Origin of the sequence: Pseudarthrobacter sp. PH31-O2 (assembly GCF_030063265.1) — a bacterium.
Taxonomy (GTDB): domain Bacteria; phylum Actinomycetota; class Actinomycetes; order Actinomycetales; family Micrococcaceae; genus Arthrobacter.
The window spans coordinates 198,104-215,710 of sequence record NZ_JASIST010000002.1; the positions used below are offsets into that span (position 1 = coordinate 198,104).

The 17,607-nt window shown below is 65.1% G+C and carries 15 protein-coding genes; 8 read left to right on the plus strand and 7 right to left on the minus strand.

Annotated elements, in window-relative coordinates:
* Positions 1-33 precede the first annotated feature (33 nt).
* The 6 genes from QMG72_RS04820 (at position 34) to sufU (ending at position 7,222) form a co-directional block, all read left to right on the plus strand.
* A complete protein-coding gene (locus QMG72_RS04820) occupies positions 34-2,130 on the plus strand; it encodes a malectin domain-containing carbohydrate-binding protein (RefSeq protein ID WP_283479840.1) in 2,097 nt (698 codons plus the stop codon).
* Positions 2,131-2,195: 65 nt separating this feature from the next.
* Complete coding sequence (locus QMG72_RS04825) at positions 2,196-3,164, plus strand: UTP--glucose-1-phosphate uridylyltransferase (protein ID WP_283479841.1); 969 nt, start codon at positions 2,196-2,198, stop codon at positions 3,162-3,164.
* Positions 3,157-3,987 (plus strand): SGNH/GDSL hydrolase family protein, encoded by an 831-nt coding sequence (locus QMG72_RS04830; protein WP_283479842.1) that lies wholly within the window; start codon positions 3,157-3,159, stop codon positions 3,985-3,987. Before QMG72_RS04825 ends, QMG72_RS04830 begins: the two co-directional genes overlap by 8 nt.
* 239 nt (positions 3,988-4,226) lie before the next feature.
* Positions 4,227-5,279 carry a hypothetical protein gene (locus QMG72_RS04835; RefSeq protein ID WP_283479843.1) on the plus strand — a complete coding sequence of 351 codons (1,053 nt, stop codon included), beginning with the start codon at positions 4,227-4,229 and terminating at the stop codon, positions 5,277-5,279.
* 176 nt (positions 5,280-5,455) lie between these two features.
* Positions 5,456-6,754, plus strand: coding sequence for a SufS family cysteine desulfurase (locus tag QMG72_RS04840; protein ID WP_283479844.1), 1,299 nt, complete (start codon positions 5,456-5,458; stop codon positions 6,752-6,754).
* Between the two features lie 12 nt (positions 6,755-6,766).
* Positions 6,767-7,222 carry a Fe-S cluster assembly sulfur transfer protein SufU gene (gene sufU / locus QMG72_RS04845; protein WP_226773656.1) on the plus strand — a complete coding sequence of 152 codons (456 nt, stop codon included), beginning with the start codon at positions 6,767-6,769 and terminating at the stop codon, positions 7,220-7,222.
* Positions 7,223-7,227: 5 nt separating this feature from the next.
* On the opposite strand, the gene QMG72_RS04850 is transcribed toward sufU, so the two are convergent.
* From QMG72_RS04850 to QMG72_RS04870, 5 genes are all read right to left on the minus strand, one after another.
* Positions 7,228-8,541: a UDP-glucose dehydrogenase family protein gene (locus tag QMG72_RS04850; RefSeq protein ID WP_226773655.1), complete on the minus strand. Its 1,314-nt coding sequence runs from the start codon at positions 8,539-8,541 to the stop codon at positions 7,228-7,230.
* Between the two features lie 176 nt (positions 8,542-8,717).
* A complete protein-coding gene (locus QMG72_RS04855; protein WP_226773654.1) occupies positions 8,718-9,197 on the minus strand; it encodes a VanZ family protein in 480 nt (159 codons plus the stop codon).
* 165 nt (positions 9,198-9,362) lie between these two features.
* Positions 9,363-9,584, minus strand: coding sequence for an SCO4848 family membrane protein (locus tag QMG72_RS04860; RefSeq protein WP_283479846.1), 222 nt, complete (start codon positions 9,582-9,584; stop codon positions 9,363-9,365).
* A 3-nt stretch (positions 9,585-9,587) separates the two neighbouring features.
* A complete protein-coding gene (locus QMG72_RS04865; RefSeq protein WP_226773652.1) occupies positions 9,588-10,085 on the minus strand; it encodes a DUF2505 domain-containing protein in 498 nt (165 codons plus the stop codon).
* A 48-nt stretch (positions 10,086-10,133) separates the two neighbouring features.
* Positions 10,134-11,669 (minus strand): SDR family oxidoreductase, encoded by a 1,536-nt coding sequence (locus QMG72_RS04870; protein ID WP_283479848.1) that lies wholly within the window; start codon positions 11,667-11,669, stop codon positions 10,134-10,136.
* Positions 11,670-11,895: 226 nt separating this feature from the next.
* Here QMG72_RS04870 and mfd point away from each other — a divergent pair, with 226 nt between their 5' ends.
* Both mfd and QMG72_RS04880 read left to right on the plus strand, forming a co-directional pair.
* On the plus strand, positions 11,896-15,579 hold the full coding sequence (gene mfd, locus QMG72_RS04875; RefSeq protein ID WP_283479849.1) for a transcription-repair coupling factor: 3,684 nt from the start codon (positions 11,896-11,898) through the stop codon (positions 15,577-15,579).
* Positions 15,580-15,585: 6 nt separating this feature from the next.
* Entirely contained in the window at positions 15,586-16,416 is an 831-nt protein-coding gene (locus tag QMG72_RS04880) for a metal-dependent hydrolase (RefSeq protein WP_283479850.1), read from the plus strand.
* Positions 16,417-16,484: 68 nt separating this feature from the next.
* Here the strand turns inward: QMG72_RS04880 and QMG72_RS04885 are convergent, their stop codons facing one another.
* Together QMG72_RS04885 and deoC are read right to left on the minus strand one after the other, a co-directional pair.
* A complete protein-coding gene (locus QMG72_RS04885) occupies positions 16,485-16,718 on the minus strand; it encodes a hypothetical protein (protein ID WP_226773648.1) in 234 nt (77 codons plus the stop codon).
* Between the two features lie 57 nt (positions 16,719-16,775).
* The gene (gene deoC, locus QMG72_RS04890) at positions 16,776-17,459 is read right to left on the minus strand and encodes a deoxyribose-phosphate aldolase (RefSeq protein ID WP_283479852.1); all 684 of its coding nucleotides are present in this window, start codon (positions 17,457-17,459) and stop codon (positions 16,776-16,778) included.
* Positions 17,460-17,607: the final 148 nt, after the last annotated feature.

Consider the following 17,607-nt stretch of genomic DNA (forward strand, 5'->3'; position numbering starts at 1 on the left):
CGAACCACACCACCACCCTGACAAGGACCAGACATGACCGGAAACGCATTCCAGAAACCGGCAGTGAACTCCTCCCGGTCGCCTTTGCCGGACTATCAGGTGGGCAGGCGGACCGCCGTCCTGATGGGCTTGGCGGCCTTCGGCACCGTCACTGTCGCATCCCAGCTCAAAGCCCAGGCAGCAACACCGGCAGCAATTCGCATCAACGCCGGCGGACCCGCTGTGACCACCGGCGGAGTCGTGTGGTCGGCCGATCAGTACTTCAGCGGGGGCAAGGCGTTCACGAACCCAGCTGTCTCGTCGATCGCCGGCACAACGGATGATGCCCTGTACCTGACCGAGCGCAGCGCCACCAGCAACCTCGGCTCCTTTAACTACTCCATACCGGTCCCGGCCGCCGGCAGCTACACCGTCAACCTGTATTTTGCGGAAATCTGGTTCGGAGCTCCGGGGGGCGGCCCCGGCGGTGCCGGGAAACGTGTGTTCAGTGCCAACCTTCAAGGCGGCGCCGTGGAACTGGTCAACTACGACCTGTTTGCGAGCGTGGGGGCCGTGGCGGCCGCTGTAAAGACCTTCACCGTGGATGTCAGCAACGGTGTTCTGGACATCGCGTTCTCCGCGGCCGCGGACCAGCCCAAAGTCTCGGCCATCGAAGTTGTCTTCCCGACAGGCACCGTCACACCCCCGCCGGCGGGCGGAGCCACCCTGCGGATCAATGCAGGGGGCCCGGCCCTGGTCAGCGGTGGAGTGTCCTGGTTGGCGGACCAATACTTCACCGGCGGCAAGGCCTTCACGAATTCAGCGGCCACCGCCATCGCCGGAACCACCGATGACGTTCTGTACACCACGGAGCGCAGTGCGACAGCAGACGGCGGAAGCTTCGGGTACGCCGTCCCGGTCACGGCGGCGGGCGCCTACACCGTCCGCCTGCATTTCGCTGAGATCTGGTTCGGGGCCGCCGGCGGCGGTCCGGGCGGAGCGGGTAAACGAATTTTCAGCGCAAACCTCGAGGGCGGCGCGGTGGAGCTGGCCAATTACGACATCTTCGCCGACGTGGGTGCCGCCAGTGCGGCCGTCAAGGAATTTACGGTCGACGTCACCAACGGCGTCCTTAACCTGGACTTCACGGCCACGGTGAACCAGCCGAAAGTATCGGCAATTGAAATCACCTATCCTTCGGGCGCACCGCTTCCGGTGCCGGGAAACACCCCGTGGCCTGCCAGTTGGGCGGCCGGAAAATCGTCCCCCGTCGCCTGTTTTGAAGCGGCCGGCCTTGCGCTGGGAGGCATAATCTACCGTTTTGGCGGCTTCGATTCGAGCTTCCGGGCCATTAGGTCCTACTCCAGCTTCAACCCGGCCACGAACACGTGGACCACGCTGGGGAGCCTGCCCGCAGGGATGGCCGAGACCCATCTCGGCATCACGGAGGATGGCCGCTACATCTACTTCGGCGGTGGTTTTGCCGGCAACCTGGACACCACCAAGACGCCCACCCAGACGGTGAGCGACCGGGTCTACCGCTACGATCCCTCCACCAATTCCTTTACCCTGCTTACGCGCTTGCCGGCGGGCCGCGGAGCCGGTGCGTTCGCTGCCCTCAACGGCGAGCTGCACTATATCAGCGGTAATCCCGCGGACCGCGTGACGAATGTGGGAGACCACTTTGTCTACAACCTCACGACAACGCGGTGGACTGCTGCGGCGCCGTTGCCCAATCCGAAGGACCATATGAGCTGTGTGGTGCTCGGCGGGAAGATCTACGTTGTGGGAGGCGAACACGGACACGACAAACTGCACCTTCAGCAGGGAGACGGACACGCCTACAACCCGGTAACCAACAGCTGGACGCAGATCTCCAGCCTGCCGATGCCCAAGAGCCACATCGAGGCGGGCACCTTCGTGGCGGACGGCAAGATCATTATGGCCGGCGGCCAAATGGACAACTTCCAACCGACGTCCCAAGTTGTTGCCTACGACCCCGTCGGCAACAACTGGTCGGTCCTGCCCTCGCTGCCGGTCGCACGGCAAGGGGCCATCGTCCAGCGGGTGGGCACAAAGGTCATCCTGGCCGTCGGAGGCGCCCAGACCAACCAGCCCCAGACGGGTGTATGGCTCGGAACAGTGCAGTAATCGTCGCGACCATCGCCGATCATCTCATCGGCGGGTGTACGTCAACTTTAACCATGGGGGGAAACATGATTCGCAAGGCAGTCATTCCGGCGGCAGGGCTGGGGACCCGCTTCCTGCCGGCAACCAAGGCAGTTCCCAAGGAACTGCTGCCGGTGGTGGACAAACCGGCCGTCCAGTATGTCGTCGAAGAGGCGGTAAGGGCCGGACTCGAGGACATTCTGATGATCACAGGCCGGGACAAAGGGGCACTGGAGGATCACTTTGACCGCTCGCCGCAGCTGGAGCGCATCTTGGAATGCAAGGGGGACCTCACGAAACTGGCGGCGGTCCGGCAGGCCTCGGAGCTCGCCGACCTGCACTACCTCCGCCAGGGCGAGCCCCTGGGGCTGGGCCACGCGGTGCTTATGGCCGAAAAGCACATTGATAACGAGCCGTTCGCTGTCCTGCTCGGAGACGACTTGATCGACGAACGCGAGGACCTCCTGGCGCGCATGATTGAGGCGCAGGCGATCAGCGGAGGATCCGTAGTGGCCCTGATGGAAGTCGACCCGGAGCAGATTTCAGCCTATGGTTGCGCAGCGGTTGACGTTGTGCCGGGCCAGGACTATGTCCGGATCACCGGAATGGTCGAGAAGCCTGAACAGGAATGTGCACCCTCGAATCTCGCCGTGATTGGCCGCTACGTTCTGCACCCGGAGATATTTGCAGAACTGTCACGAACCAAACCGGGACGCGGATGCGAAATTCAACTCACCGATGCCCTGCAATCATTGGCAGCGGCAGGCAGCACGGGCAACGGTGTATTCGGCGTCATCTATAACGGCCGCCGATTCGACACCGGGGATAAGTTCAGTTACATCAAAGCGGTGGTCACTATTGCTTTAGAGCGAGATGATTTCGGCCGGGAATTACGCAAATGGATGCAGGAGATCGTCGATATCAGCGAATTTTCCGGACCGTCGTACATAAGCGGGAATTCGCCGTTCTCCAATAGTGGTTTCTTCGCCTCAAAGGAAGCCTCGCCCTATGGGTAGGGGTGCCGGGATACTTCGGGTTGCGGGCCTGACGGGTCTGGTGGCCACCACCATTTTGACGACGGTCACGGTCCTCACCCCACCGGTGGCCCCGCCGCCGGCGGCTGACCTGGATCGAGCTGATGCCTACGTAGCCCAGGTCGAGTCACGAATGGCCCAGCGCGCCGAGGCTGCCCTTGATGCAGTGACAGTCAAGGTGGTTTTCCCGCCGGACCGGCCCTTGCGGGTGCTGCTTGTCGGAGATGCGATTACCCTTGGCTCCTCTGCGTCCACGGAGGGGACTCGCTACCGGTCCCTCCTCGCAGCGGGGCTGGAGTCCAAGGGGCCGGTGGAGTTAACAGTGCTTGCGTCGTCCGCGACGGGGGGGACCCTGAAAACCGACGAGCTTGCCGCGAGGCTCCCCGCCAGGAAGGCATTCGACCTGGTTCTGGTGATGGTCGGGACGAACGAGGCTGCCACGGCGGACCTCGCTGGATTTACCGCGGCCTACCCGGGGCTGGTCTCGGCGATACGCGCCGCTTCCCCAACGGCCGGGTTGCTCTGCCTGGGTGCGTGGGGAGACAAAAAGTCGACAGCGGAATTCGACCGGCTCGCTGAGGATGCCTGCGGCCGGAACCAAGGACGGTTCCGGCCCCTGAACGGTCTCTTCCAGTCCGAGAAGAACCGCTGGGCTGACAAAAAGCTGCCCGACGGGCGGGCCACGGACAACTTCTTTCCAAGTGATCTTGGTCATGCCGCCATTGCGAAAACCATCCAGGCGGCACTCAGGTTTCCGGACCCCAAAGGCGCTCCCCAATCGATGGCTGACCAGCGGGTCCATTAACGCCCAGGCGGGCCGATCGGTACGATCCTGCCGGTAGAGTACCCGCCCCGTCGTCGCCGTCGTGCGCAAAATTAAGTGACGCAGATCACCTTCCGATTGGCCGTGCGGTCCGGCGCGTGTGTAACGTTCTGATCGTAAACACCCAACAATCAACATGCGGGTAGACGTCGCGGGAACACAAGTTCCTGCGACGTTGTGTTGTCGGCTTGGGGGCGGACGCATTCCGCAAGAGGTCATGAATGTCACACGAAACTTCACACAAGAGTACGAAAAACCACCTGAACGGCGTTCGGTCCGCCGTCTTCTCACGTAGTTCGTTCCTCAAAGGTCTCGCGGCTTCTGCCGTAGCCGCCGCAGGTATGGGCGCCACCTCAGGTTCGGCGATGGCAGCCACGGCAGGTGCTCAAGCCGCCGCCACTGCCGGTTCACGAAGCGTCTTTCGTCACCCCTTCAGCTCCACGTCATTCTGGAACACCGCGCTGGGTTCCGCTGCCGTCTTCGAAAGCCCGTCAGCGGCCAAGACCAGCAGCCTGCTGTCCGGCGGCTGCTACATCAACTGCGAGCAGTGGTCCATTCCCGTGGTCAACGCAACAACCAGCGATCCGACAGCGTCCGTGTCAACCAGCCCGACCTGGACGTGGAACTACCGTGTTCCCTCGAACGCCCAGGTCGCCATCGGCACTGACGGCCACTCGGTCATCACGCAGCCCGATGCTGCCACCGCCTACGAGAACTGGACAATGAAGAAGGTCTCCGCGACCGCTTGGAAGTCCGGTTTCCAGGTGAAGACGGACCTCAAGGGCGACGGCGGCACCAATGGGGTCCGGGCAGCAGGAGTCAGCGCACTCGGGGGCCTGATCCGGGCCCACGAGATCCAGGAACTGCAGATTCCGCACGCCTTGGCCATCGCGATTCCGCGTTCCAAGCTCAAGCTGGGTCCGGTCTGGCCGGCCAAACGCCAGGACGGCAACGCCAGCTCAACGTACAGCGGTCCGATCCCGATGGGTACCCTGTTCGGTATTCCCGGAAACGTCAATGTGGCCGCCCTTCCCCTCAGCCCGGAGGGCCGTGCGCTGGCCGAAGCCCTGCAGAACTTTGGGGCCTACGTCGTTGACGCGGCAGGTGGGACCGTGCTTTACGCCGAGCCCGCGGCGGCCGGCGCCGCCTTCAACCGCATGCGCAACGACTTTGCGGCCATCCGGCAGTACCTGCGTGTTGTGTCGAACAATTCGGCCACCGCTGTCGGCGGCGGCGGAACCCCCCGGGTACCGCAGGCTGCCCAGCTGCTCTAGCCAGGATCGCCGGCGCTGATCGTCCGCTGCACGGCCCGGTTCCCGGGACGGGGCAGCGCCGGTCTGTCCATTGTGATCACACGGAAGGGGACTGCCTGTCGGCGGTCCCCTTCCGTGCGATGATGGGCGTTGGCCCACTCGACCCGACCGGAGGAGGCAAGGTGTTACCTGTACCGATGTCACGGACCCAGGCGCCCCGGCTGCCCGCGCTCAACGACGACGAAGTGCTGCGCATCCGCAACGATTTCCCCATCCTCTCCCGCTCCGTTGGCGGGCGTCCGCTGGTGTATCTCGACTCCGGGGCGACATCCCAGAATCCGGTAAGCGTTATCGACGCCGAACGGGAATTCTACGAACAGCGCAACGCCGCAGTCCACCGCGGCGCCCACCAATTGGCCGTCGAAGCGACGGAGTCCTTTGAAGATTCACGGGAAACGCTGGCAGCCTTCGTGGGTGCGGCGGCCGCGGAAATCATCTGGACGGCCAACGCCACCGAAGGGCTGAACCTGCTCAGCTACTCCTTCCTCAACGCCTCCCTGCCGGGTGCGCCCAGCGAGGCGGCCCGGTTCGCGTTGGGCGCCGGTGACGAGATTGTGGTCACGGAAATGGAGCATCACGCGAACCTCATTCCGTGGCAGCAACTTGCCGCACGCACGGGCGCGGTCCTGCGGTTCATTCCGGTTGACGACGCGGGACACCTGGATATGGCCGCCGCAGCCGGAATCATCAATCCTGCTACCCGGCTGCTCGCCTTCAGCCACGCCTCCAACGTCCTTGGCACGATCAACCCGGTCAAAGACCTGGTGGCACTTGCCCGGGCCGCCGGTGCGCTGACTGTCCTGGACGCCTGCCAGTCGGCGCCGCATCTGCCTTTGGACATCAAGGATCTCGACGTCGATTTCGCGGTTTTGTCCGGTCACAAGATGCTCGGGCCAACCGGAATCGGTGTGCTTTACGGCCGGGCAGAACTGCTCAACGCCCTTCCGCCGTTCCTTACCGGCGGCTCCATGATCACTACCGTCTCGATGGAGCGGGCCAGCTTCCTGCCTTCCCCGCAGCGCTTCGAAGCAGGAACGCAGAAGATCTCCCAGGCGATCGCGCTCGCCGCCGCAGCCAACTACCTTACTGAGACCGGGTTGGAGCGCATCCATGCGTGGGAGTCCCTGCTCGGGCAGCGCCTGGTGGAGGGCTTGACCGGCATCCCCGGGGTGCGGGTGCTTGGTCCGGCTCCGGGCGTGGATCGGATAGGCCTCGCGTCCTTCGACGTCGAAGGCGTCCACGCCCACGACGTTGGGCAGTTCCTCGACAGCCGCGGCATCGCGGTGCGGGTGGGCCACCATTGTGCGCAGCCCCTGCACCGCCGTTTGGGCGTAACAGCCACGACCCGGGCCAGTACTTACCTGTACAACACCACCTCGGAAGTGGATTTTTTGCTCGCCGCCGTCAGTGAAGTCCGCGCCTATTTCGGCGCATAAAGGAAGAGTCCCATGAGCCTTGAACAGCTCTACCAACAAATCATTCTCGAGCACGCGAAACTTCGTCACGGCAGCGGCCTCGGCTCGGCTGCGCTCCCGCCGGGGTCAACGTCGGGCCAGTCGCACCAACTCAACCCGGTGTGCGGGGACGAAATAACCGTGCGCCTGGCCCTTTCCCACGGCAAGGTAGAACAACTGCGCTGGGACGGCGCGGGCTGCTCCATTTCCATGGCTTCAGCCTCGGTGCTCACCGATCTTGCCGAAGGGATGGAAATCGAAGCATTCCGGGAGATGATCGGCAGTTTCCGGGACGTGCTCCGCTCGCGCGGAAAGCTCGCCGCTGATCCGGAAATTCTTGGCGACGCGGCGGCCTTTGAAGGAGTCTCCAAATATGCTGCGCGGGTCAAATGCGCGATGCTCTCCTGGGTTGCCGCGGAGGAGTCCCTGGCCCGGGCGCTGCCTGACTGAAGCGCCTAAGGGCGGCCCATTCCGCGGTACGTCCACCCGGCAGCGCGCCATTTGGCAGGGTCCAGGACGTTCCGCCCGTCGAGTATCCGGCGCGAGGCGACCAGTGCGCCGGTCGTGTGCGGGTCCAGGTCCCGGTATTCCTTCCATTCAGTGAGCAGCAGCACTGCGTCGGCATGCTGGAGGGTGGATTCAAGATCAGACTCCATTTGCAGTTCCGGGAACCGCTTGGCGGCATTCGACAACGCCTGGGGATCGGTCACGGTCACCACTGCGCCCTGGAGTTGCAGCTGCGCGGCGGCGCTCAGCGCCGGAGAATCCCGGACATCATCACTCTCCGGCTTGAACGCGGCACCGAGCACTGCGATGCGCTGGCCCATCAGGGTGCCGCCGCAAAGTTCGCGGGTGACTTCCACAACGCGGGTTCGGCGCCGCATGTTGATGGCGTCCACTTCGCGCAGAAACGTCAAGGCCTGGTCCGCCCCGAGTTCGCCGGCCCTGGCCATAAAAGCCCTGATGTCCTTTGGCAGGCAGCCTCCGCCGAAGCCGATGCCGGCGTTCAGGAACTTCCGGCCGATCCGGTCATCCAGGCCGATGGCATCGGCCAGCCGGGTAACATCGGCCCCGGCGGCCTCACACACCTCGGCCATGGCGTTGATAAATGAAATCTTGGTTGCCAGGAACGAGTTGGCGGCCGTCTTGACCAGCTCAGCCGTGGCAAAATCCGTTATCAGCCTCGGTGTTCCGGTGGAGAGCGCCGTCTCGTAGACGTGATCCAGCACCCTGACGGCGGGGTGGTCTTCGTTGCCGTCCTCGACGCCGTAGACGAAGCGGTCCGGGCTCAGGGTATCTGATACGGCGTGGCCCTCACGGAGGAACTCCGGGTTCCACGCGAGATGTGCGTCCTTTTCCGCATCCTTGATGATTTCCGCCAGACGGGCAGCGGTCCCGACCGGGACGGTGGACTTCCCGGCCACCACATCGCCGGGGCTCAGCTGGCCCGCGAGCGAATGTACGGCAGCATCGACGAACTTAAGGTCCGCGGCGTTCTCACCGCGCTTTTGTGGCGTTCCGACGCAGATGAAGTGCACCTCGCAGCCGCGTGCCTCTTGTATATCCGTGGTGAACCGCAAGCGGCCCGACTGGGCAAGATCAACAAGGAGATCATCGAGTACCGGCTCATAAAACGGTGCCTTGCCTGCGGCCAGTGCGGAGATCTTTTTCTCGTCGAGATCGATTCCCACAACATCGTGCCCGAGCTTGGCCATACAGGCGGCATGGACGGCTCCCAGATAGCCGCAGCCGATAACGGAAATTCGCATTTGCAGATCCCTTTCATGGAGCAACGGAATTTACTCAGTTTTCCACAAAATTTGCCATTTCGAGACGTCACAGCCAACATTTCTTGACCTGTTCCCTAGCATTTAGGCGATTGTTGGAAAACCTTGGCTCCACGGTAATTCGCCGGCGTCCGGAAAGGGCGGGTTGCGGCCTCGGGTCAGGGGGCGGAGCGGTCCGGGCGAGCGCTGCCCCGATCGCGCCGCAGGGAAGGCAGACGGCGCGCGCCGGGACCGATTTTGTGCCAGAGCAGGTAGCTAAGGGCGCCGCCAAGGACTCCTCCGGCGGTGTTGGCGATGACATCGGAGAATGTCGGGAACCTGGCGGGCAGGAAGAGGAACTGGCCGAGTTCGATGGCCCCCGAGGTGATCAATGCGGCGGGCGCGGCGACCCACCAGCAACTGCGTCCGAGGATCCATACCAGCAGCACTCCGAGCGGGACAAACAGCAGGATGTTGGCAACGCTCTCGGCAAGGTCGTAGTTGATCCACTGCGGCGCTCCCCAGCTGTGGAGCTTACGCAATACCCGCGCGAGGAGGCCCGCGGCCGGGGCATCGACCGGGGAGGGCCAGAATGCGATCAGGGCCAACACGGCGAGATACGCGAACAGTTCCCGCTTGGCCAGCCGCTTGGATGGCATCGGCAATTCCCTTCGAGACCGAATCGATTCACAAAAAGTATGCCGCGTCCCACTGGGTCGCGTTGGCTGCGACGGTGCGCACAGCAGGTGGAACCTTACTCTAGTCCTGAGCAGGCCGCGGCGGAATGTGCCGCCGTGTATGCCGGACCGGATCGGGCCTTGCGCTCAGCCCAGCAGGCCGGCGATCCCGATGGCCGCCGTCGCCGCGCCGAAGAGCAGCGAGATACTGACCAGGGCCACGTGCACGGTCAGGAACCGGGTGGCTTTGCCGTTGCCGTCGTGGGCCCGCGGGTCCTTAAGGACCCGGCGCAGGAAGGGCGGCCAGACCACAAGGGACCAGATGCCGGCGACGAGCAGGACGACGGCGGGAAACCCCGTCAGCGCCATCGGCTAGTGGCTTTCGAGCCAGGCCCGGGCCTGGGTGGACTGGATATTAAGTGCTTTGCCCACCATCGGCTCGGCCGCCTCGGCGATCTTGCCGCCCAGGAACGGGACCGAGGACGTGACTGTTCCGTCCAGCTCGATCCGGGTGCCGCCGCCGTCGGCGACGAGCCGCTGGACGGCCTTAACGTCCAACGGCGCGCCGGAGACTTTCAAGGTGATGTTGCTCAACCGGGACCCATCGGCCGCGGGGGCGTCCCAGGCCTCCAGCTGCGTCACCTTCAAGGTTTCGCCAACGAACTTCCGGGCAATATCCGGCATCCGGGTGGTCGGGATGGTCCGGACCGTAGTGGTGCTGAAGGCGCCGGCGGTGTCACCGTCCACGGTGAACGACTCAAGGGTGCCGCCGACAAGTTCACTTGTGTGGCGCAGGAAGTCCTGGTTCACGAACACAGCTGTGACGCTCTCGACGCTGTGCGGAAGGGTAGTGGATGCGCTCAATGCCATTGGGGGTCCTCCATTGGGGTGGAACTCGTCGTTTGGGCTCCAAACATCCTACGCGGTGTGACTTGCCGGCTTCGATTCCTCATCCTGGAGAGCCTTTGCCGCGGCCGTGATGTTTCGCGACATGGCAGGAAAGATCAGGCTGTGGAACGGCAGTACCGCGAGCCAGTACAGCCGCCCGCTGAGACCTTTCGGGAAGAAGATCGCCCGCTGCCGGTAACGGCTCCCGGTTCCCTCCGGCTCCACCGAGAGCTCCAGCCAGGCACGTCCCGGGACTTTCATTTCCGCCCGGAGCCGCAGGAGGCTGCCGCGTTCAACCCGCTCGGCCCGCCACCAGTCAACCGCTTCGCCTTCGGCCAGCAGGTGGGGGTGCCGGCGCCCGCGGCTGAGCCCGGCGCCGCCGGTGACGCTGTCGATCCAGCCCCGGACACTCCAGGCCAAGGGCATGGAGTACCAGCCGTTTTTACCGCCGATGCCCTCGATGATGGTCCAGACATGCTGTGGGGCCACGTCGCTGCTGAAGGAGCGGTCATCAAGGTACACACGGTGGCCGGCCCAATCAGGGTCACTGGGCAGCGGGTCCGCGTCGGCCCCGGCGTTGGACCATACGGTGGTCACCTGGCCGTCGCGCTCCCGTCCCAACGCCAGCGACACGGCTGAGCGGAAGTCGGTTAGGCCGCCGTCGGGCTGCGGGATGACGGCGTCGATGTCGTGTTCCCGGGAGACTGCGTCGTGTTGCAGCGATTCCACCAGCGGCAGCGACATCGACAACGGAATGGGTGTGGTCAACGCTACCCACATGCCGGCGAGCTTGGGCGCGGGAACCGGCAACGCCAGGACAAACCGCTTGGGCAGACCGGCTTCGGCGGCGTATTCCTGCATCATGCCCGCGTAGCTGAGGACCTGCCGGCAACCGATGTCGAAGGTCCGGTTGACCGGGCCCTTGAGCGAAGCCGCCCCGAGCAGGTAGTGCAGCACGTCGCGTACGGCGATCGCTTCGATTTTGTTGCGCACCCAGCTCGGGGCGGGCATCACCGGAAGCGCCTCGGACAGGTGGCGGATCATCTCGAAGGACGCCGAACCGGAGCCGATCACAACGCCTGCCTGAAAAACGACGGCGTCAACCGGACTGTCGAGGAAAACCTGGCCTACCGCCTCGCGGGACCTCATGTGGGTGGACAGCTCGACGTCGGAAGGGTGCAGGCCGCCGAGGTAGACGATCCGGTCCACGCCGGCCTCGACCGCGGCCTGCGCAGCGGTCCGGGCCATCGCTTTTTCTTTGGCTTCGAAACCCGCACCGCCGGCCATTGAGTGCACGAGGTAATAGAACACGTCGACGCCCTCCAGCGCAGCGCGCAGCGCATCGCCGTCGTCAAGACTGCTTTGGATGACCTCGACGTCGGCCAGCCACGGCACGCCGGCGATTTTGGCCGGGGTCCGGACCAGGACCTTCACCCTGTGACCGGCTTCCAGCAGCCGGGGGACCAGCCGGCCGCCGATATAGCCGGTCGCACCGGTGACCAGCACCGTCTTCGCAGCGGTGATTGGCGCGGGTGTCTTCTGCTGGTTTTCGGGCATGCCGGTCATGCTGACTCCTTCTCGTCACTAAGCCATTCGGAGCGCCAGGCCGTTTGGACGGCCCGGTATTCAGCCAGCCTAGTCCGGGAGCCGGCACCGCTCTGTCCGGGCTGCCGCGACGGCTCGGTGCGGCGTGGTGTCCGGGCTGCGCGGTAGGCTGGAGGTACCCGGAATTCTCGCGAATTTCGGGTATTTGTGTTGCCTGCACCCCGTGATCCCTTCAGGAGCAACAGCTATGAGCCTCAACGGCCCCACTCTCACCGGTCTGCGCCGTGTCCTTGCCGAAGACCGGAACTACGCCCGCGTCCGCGCCGAAGCCGCCCGCGGTTTCGCGGACCGCAGCGAGGACTACCAGATCAGCGCCCCCGCCGGCCTGCGTTCCGCCCTGCTCGCGGAAATGGCCGACGGACTGGCCGCGGCAGGGACCAGCACCGAAACCCCGGCGGCCGGCAGCACCGATGGCGGCGGCCCCGCGCCCGTCGTCCTGGCGATCACCGCGACGGGCCGTGAAGCCGAGGACCTGACCGAGGCGCTGCGTGCCTTCCTTCCTGCCGACGCCGTCGCCGAGTTCCCCAGCTGGGAAACCCTCCCGCACGAACGGCTCTCGCCGCGCTCGGATACTGTGGGCCGGCGCCTGTCGGTACTGCGCCGGCTGGCACATCCCGAATCAACCACCGCCGGCACGCTGCGCGTGGTGGTGGCCCCGGTCCGCGCCGTGGTCCAGCCAATCGTGGCAGGCTTGGGCGAACTGGCCCCTGTCACCCTGAAGGTCGGACAGGAAGTCCCTTTCAGCGACGTCGTCAGGAACCTGGCCGACGCCGCCTACGCCCGGGTGGACATGGTGACCCGCCGCGGTGAGTTCGCCGTCCGCGGCGGGATGCTTGACGTTTTCCCGCCCACCGAGGACCATCCCATCCGGGTGGAGTTCTTCGGCGACGAAGTAGACCAAATGCGTTGGTTTGCCGTCGCCGACCAGCGCTCGCTCACCGCGCCCGGGGTGCACCACCCCACCGAACTGCACGCCCCGCCGTGCCGCGAGATTCTGATCACCCCCGCCGTGATGTCCCGCGCCGCGACGCTGAAATCGCAGCTCCCCGCCGCCGCTGACATGCTGGAAAAAATCGCCGGCGGCATCGCCGTCGAGGGTATGGAATCCCTGGCCCCGGTGCTCGTGGACGCCATGGTGCCGTTCCTGGACCAGCTCCCGGCCGGTTCCATGGCGGTGGTGATTGAGCCCGAGAAGGTCAGGACCCGCGCCCATGACCTTGCAGCCACGAATGAGGAATTCCTTGAGGCGGCATGGTCCACCGCATCCGACGGCGGGACCGCGCCGCTCGATTTGAGCGCCGCGGCGTCCGAGGCGCTGCACTCGGCCAGTTTCCGCTCGCTCACGGAAACCCGTACCGCTGCCCTGGCACACGAGGTGTCCTGGTGGTCGATCACCTCGCTGGCCACCGACGAGGAATTGTTGCCCGACGTCGATGTGCTGAACCTGCACGCCCGCGAACCCCGCGGCTACCAGGGCGACGTCGCCGAAATGATGGACTTCATTGGCTCGCGGGTGCGCGGGCAGTGGCGGATCGTTGTGGTCACTGAAGGCCCCGGCCCGGCCCAGCGGCTCGCGGAACTCTTCCACGACCACAACATTCCCTGCGCCCGGGTCGACGCCCTGGACGAGGACCCCCAGGCAGGGCTGATCGAGGTGACAACGGCCGCCGTCGGACGCGGTTTTGTCCTGGACCCGCTCAAGGTTGCGCTGCTGACCGAGGCCGACCTGCTGGGCCGGACGTCCGCGGGGTCCACCAAGGACATGCGCCGGATGCCGTCCAAGCGGCGGAACGCCGTCGATCCCCTGCAGTTGGTGGCCGGTGACTCCGTAGTCCACGAACAACACGGCATCGGCCGGTTTGTGGAGCTGATCCAGCGCAAGGTGGCCGGCGGCGGCGACGGGGTGCGCGAGTACCTGGTGCTCGAATACGCGCCGTCCAAGCGCGGCGCCCCGGGCGACCGGCTTTTTGTCCCCACTGACCAGCTTGACCAGGTCACCCGCTACGTCGGCGGGGACACCCCGGCGCTGAGCAAGATGGGCGGCGCTGACTGGGCAAGCACCAAGTCCAAGGCCCGCAAGGCGGTCAAGGAGATTGCCGGCGAGCTGATCCGGCTCTACTCGGCCCGGATGGCCTCCCGCGGGTACGCCTTCGGCGCGGACACCCCGTGGCAGCGCGAGCTTGAGGAAGCGTTCCCGTATGTGGAGACCCCGGACCAGCTGACCACCATCAACGAGGTCAAGGCCGACATGGAGCGGGAGATCCCGATGGACCGGCTGATCTCCGGTGATGTTGGCTACGGCAAGACCGAGATAGCGGTGCGGGCGGCGTTTAAGGCCGTCCAGGACGGCAAGCAGGTGGCCGTACTGGTGCCGACGACGCTGCTTGCCCAGCAGCACTATGAAACGTTTACCGAGCGGTTCTCCGGCTTCCCGCTGGTGGTCAGGCCGTTGTCCCGTTTCCAGAGCGGCAAGGAAGCGAAGGAAACAGCCGAGGGCGTTAAAGTCGGTTCCGTGGACGTGGTGATTGGGACCCACCGGCTGCTCTCCAAGGACTTCGCGTTTAAGGACCTGGGCCTCGTGATCGTGGACGAGGAGCAGCGCTTCGGCGTCGAACACAAGGAGGCGCTCAAAAAGATGCGCACCAACGTGGACGTCCTGGCCATGAGCGCCACCCCGATTCCCCGGACCCTGGAGATGTCGTTGACGGGAATCCGCGAGACCTCGACGCTGGCCACCCCGCCGGAGGAACGCCACCCGGTCCTGACGTATGTCGGCCCGTACACGGACAAGCAGACGTCAGCAGCGATCCGCCGGGAGCTGATGCGCGAAGGCCAGGTGTTCCTGGTGCACAACCGGGTCTCCAGCATCGACCGCACCGCGGCGAAGATCCGCGAGCTTGTCCCGGAAGCCCGGGTGGAGGTGGCGCACGGGCAGATGTCCGAGAGCCGGCTGGAACAGATCATCGTGGACTTCTGGGAAAAACGCTTTGACGTGCTGGTCTGCACCACCATCATCGAGACCGGCCTGGACATCTCCAACGCCAACACGCTGATCGTGGACGGGGCGGACAAGTACGGGCTTTCGCAGCTGCACCAGCTGCGCGGACGGGTGGGCCGCGGCCGGGAACGGGCCTACGCATACTTCCTGTATCCCGTGGAAAAGCCGCTGGGCGAGGTGGCGCTGGAACGGCTCAAGGCAGTTGCCGCCCATAACGAGCTTGGCGCCGGTATGCAGCTGGCCATGAAGGACCTTGAGATCCGCGGGGCCGGTAACCTCCTGGGCGGGGAACAGTCCGGCCATATCCAGGGCGTTGGCTTCGACCTCTATATCCGCCTGGTCGGCGAGGCAGTCGCGGAATACCGCGGCGAGGCCGAGGAGAAAGCCGCGGAAATGAAGATCGAGCTGCCGGTCAATGCGCACCTGCCGCACGACTACGTGCCGGGCGAACGGCTGCGCCTCGAGGCGTACCGGAAGCTCGCCGGGGCGATCACCTACGTGGCGATAGATGAGGTGCTCGCCGAGCTTGTGGACCGCTACGGCGAATTGCCGCTGCCGGCGAAGAACCTGCTGGACGTTGCCCGCTTCCGGGTGGGGGCCCGCGAGGCCGGGCTGTCCGACGTGGCCCTGCAGGGCAATTTCATCAAGTTCTCCCCGGCTCAGCTGCCGGAGTCCAAACTCATGCGGCTCAGCCGGATGTACCCCGGAGCACAGTCCAAGCCGGCCCTGGACGCGGTGCTCATCCCGAAGCCGAAGACCGCCCGGATCGGCGGCCGGGACCTGCAGGACGCCGAGATCCTCGAATGGGCCAACGGCGTCATCCGAAACATCTTCTCCGACGCGCCACTAGCTGCCGCGCCGGCGGTGACGTAGCCGGTGATGGGAGGACACCACGCCGCGTCGGGAGCCGCGGCGTGGGTTGCCGTTGCGTCATCGGGCCCCTACGCGATGGGCTGGTATCCGCTGGATGCTACCGGGATCCTTATCGGCGGGATGGCGACGGCGGGAACAGCGCTTGTCTGCGACTGGGACCACCGCTCCAGCACCGTGGCGCACTCGCTGCCGCCGCTGTCGAACATAATCGCGGTCGGCATCGAGAACGTCTCCGGCGGGCACCGGCAGGGCACCCATTCGCTGCTCGGTGCGGCGTTTTTTGTACTGGTCGCGGCGCTGGCCGGGCAAGTCCAGCTTCAGACGGACTGGGGCCTGCTGTCGGTGGGTGCCGGACTGCTGTGTATGTTTATGATCAATATCGCCGCGAAGGCGCTGAAGCTCTTCCCGAAGTACGGTTGGATCAGCAACTGGGTCTTCGCCCTCACGATGGCCGGGCTGGTGACCTGGTTCGCGCCGCACCAGTGGAGCTGGCTCCCGGTCTCGATGCTGACCGGCGTGCTGGTGCACATTGTCGGGGACATGATCACCACCGGGGGAGTGCCGCTGCTCTGGCCGATAGTGGTCAAACCGCCGAAGTTCCTGCGCAAACTGCCCCTGCTCAAGAACCTCTGGAGGGCCAACGGCGCGTTCTCCATCCCGCTGCTGGGCCGCGCCGGTTCACGCCGCGAATGGTTCATCCTGATCCCGGTCAGCGCCTATGCCATGATCGGGATGTTCGGCGCCGCGCTGGCCCTGGCCAGGGAGCACTGGCCCGCCGCGGCCGCGCTGGGCACCGGACTCACCAAGAGCCTGATCGCACTGCTTGCCGGGGCCTGACGGACACCTGGTTAAACGGCTGAAGCCCCGGAAATCCGGGGCTTCAGCCGTAAAAGTCCGGTGCAGCCTTAGTTTTCGCCGGCGGAGTCCGAGCGGCCAAGAATCGTCTGCGGGATCCAGAACGCCGCGGCGAACAGGACCAGGCAGGCGGCCATCGGCCACGGGTTGCCCAGCGTCAGGAAGTTCAGCGAGTACAGGGACCCGCCAAAGAGGACCATCATCAGGACAAACAAAATGATGGTGGAACCGAGGCTGTTCTCGTTCTGCGGCGTCTGCTGGGTCTTGGCGGTATTGCTAGACATTCGTTCGTTCCTCCTCGGCCCCGTAGGGCTCAAAACTGTGGCGGCTGCCGGAGCGGATCAGTACGCGGACGAACCCTGTTCACCGTTTACGATCGCGATTCCGGAGCTGGCGCCAATACGTGTTGCACCTGCAGCAATCATAGCCCGTGCATCGGCGAGCGAACGCACCCCGCCCGAGGCCTTGACCCCGAGGTCAGGGCCCACCGCGCGGCGCATCAGCGCGACGTCCGCGACGGTGGCGCCGCCACCGTTGAAGCCGGTGGAGGTCTTCACAAAATCGGCGCCGGCCTCGACGGCCGCTTCGCAGGCGAGCACCTTCTGGGCGTCGTCAAGCAGGGCGGTTTCGATGATGACCTTCAGGATCGCGCCGCCGTCATGCACTGCTGTGGCCACGGCCCGGATGTCATCGGCCAGGGCGCCCTTGTCGTTGGCCCGGGCCGCGGCAATGTTGATCACCATGTCGACTTCTTCGGCACCGTCCAGCACGGCGCCGCGGGCCTCAAAGGCCTTGACGTCGCTGGGGGTGGCACCGAGGGGGAAGCCGACGACTGAGCACGTCAGCACCTCTGTTCCCTTCAAGGCCTTTTTGACCGTCTTGACCCAGACCGGGTTGACGCACACAGACTTGAACCGATACTCGGCGGCCTCGGCACAGACCGAGAGGATCTCAGCTTCGCTGGCCTCCGGCTTGAGCAGGGTGTGGTCGATGTAGGAGGCAATGTTCGCGGCTTCGTCGCTCATGGTGGTCCCTTTCCTGGCGGGCCTGGGACTGGGATTTAGCCCCTGAGTTGTCCCTTCGGGGGCCTTGTGGGCCTGCAGACACCGCATTCTTCGTCGCTTCTCAGGTGTCCATCTTGCCACAACAGGACCGTCGCCCGCGGGCGTTCGC

Coding starts and splice junctions, on each gene's coding strand:
- QMG72_RS04855 (WP_226773654.1), bottom strand. CDS start 9,197: ATGCCATCCAAGCGGCTGGCCAAGCGGGAACTGTTCGCGTATCTCGCC.
- QMG72_RS04850 (WP_226773655.1), bottom strand. CDS start 8,541: ATGCGAATTTCCGTTATCGGCTGCGGCTATCTGGGAGCCGTCCATGCC.
- sufU (WP_226773656.1), top strand. CDS start 6,767: ATGAGCCTTGAACAGCTCTACCAACAAATCATTCTCGAGCACGCGAAA.
- QMG72_RS04820 (WP_283479840.1), top strand. CDS start 34: ATGACCGGAAACGCATTCCAGAAACCGGCAGTGAACTCCTCCCGGTCG.
- QMG72_RS04835 (WP_283479843.1), top strand. CDS start 4,227: ATGTCACACGAAACTTCACACAAGAGTACGAAAAACCACCTGAACGGC.
- QMG72_RS04885 (WP_226773648.1), bottom strand. CDS start 16,718: ATGTCTAGCAATACCGCCAAGACCCAGCAGACGCCGCAGAACGAGAAC.
- QMG72_RS04860 (WP_283479846.1), bottom strand. CDS start 9,584: ATGGCGCTGACGGGGTTTCCCGCCGTCGTCCTGCTCGTCGCCGGCATC.
- QMG72_RS04830 (WP_283479842.1), top strand. CDS start 3,157: ATGGGTAGGGGTGCCGGGATACTTCGGGTTGCGGGCCTGACGGGTCTG.
- deoC (WP_283479852.1), bottom strand. CDS start 17,459: ATGAGCGACGAAGCCGCGAACATTGCCTCCTACATCGACCACACCCTG.
- QMG72_RS04880 (WP_283479850.1), top strand. CDS start 15,586: ATGGGAGGACACCACGCCGCGTCGGGAGCCGCGGCGTGGGTTGCCGTT.
- QMG72_RS04870 (WP_283479848.1), bottom strand. CDS start 11,669: ATGACCGGCATGCCCGAAAACCAGCAGAAGACACCCGCGCCAATCACC.
- QMG72_RS04840 (WP_283479844.1), top strand. CDS start 5,456: ATGTCACGGACCCAGGCGCCCCGGCTGCCCGCGCTCAACGACGACGAA.
- QMG72_RS04825 (WP_283479841.1), top strand. CDS start 2,196: ATGATTCGCAAGGCAGTCATTCCGGCGGCAGGGCTGGGGACCCGCTTC.
- mfd (WP_283479849.1), top strand. CDS start 11,896: ATGAGCCTCAACGGCCCCACTCTCACCGGTCTGCGCCGTGTCCTTGCC.
- QMG72_RS04865 (WP_226773652.1), bottom strand. CDS start 10,085: ATGGCATTGAGCGCATCCACTACCCTTCCGCACAGCGTCGAGAGCGTC.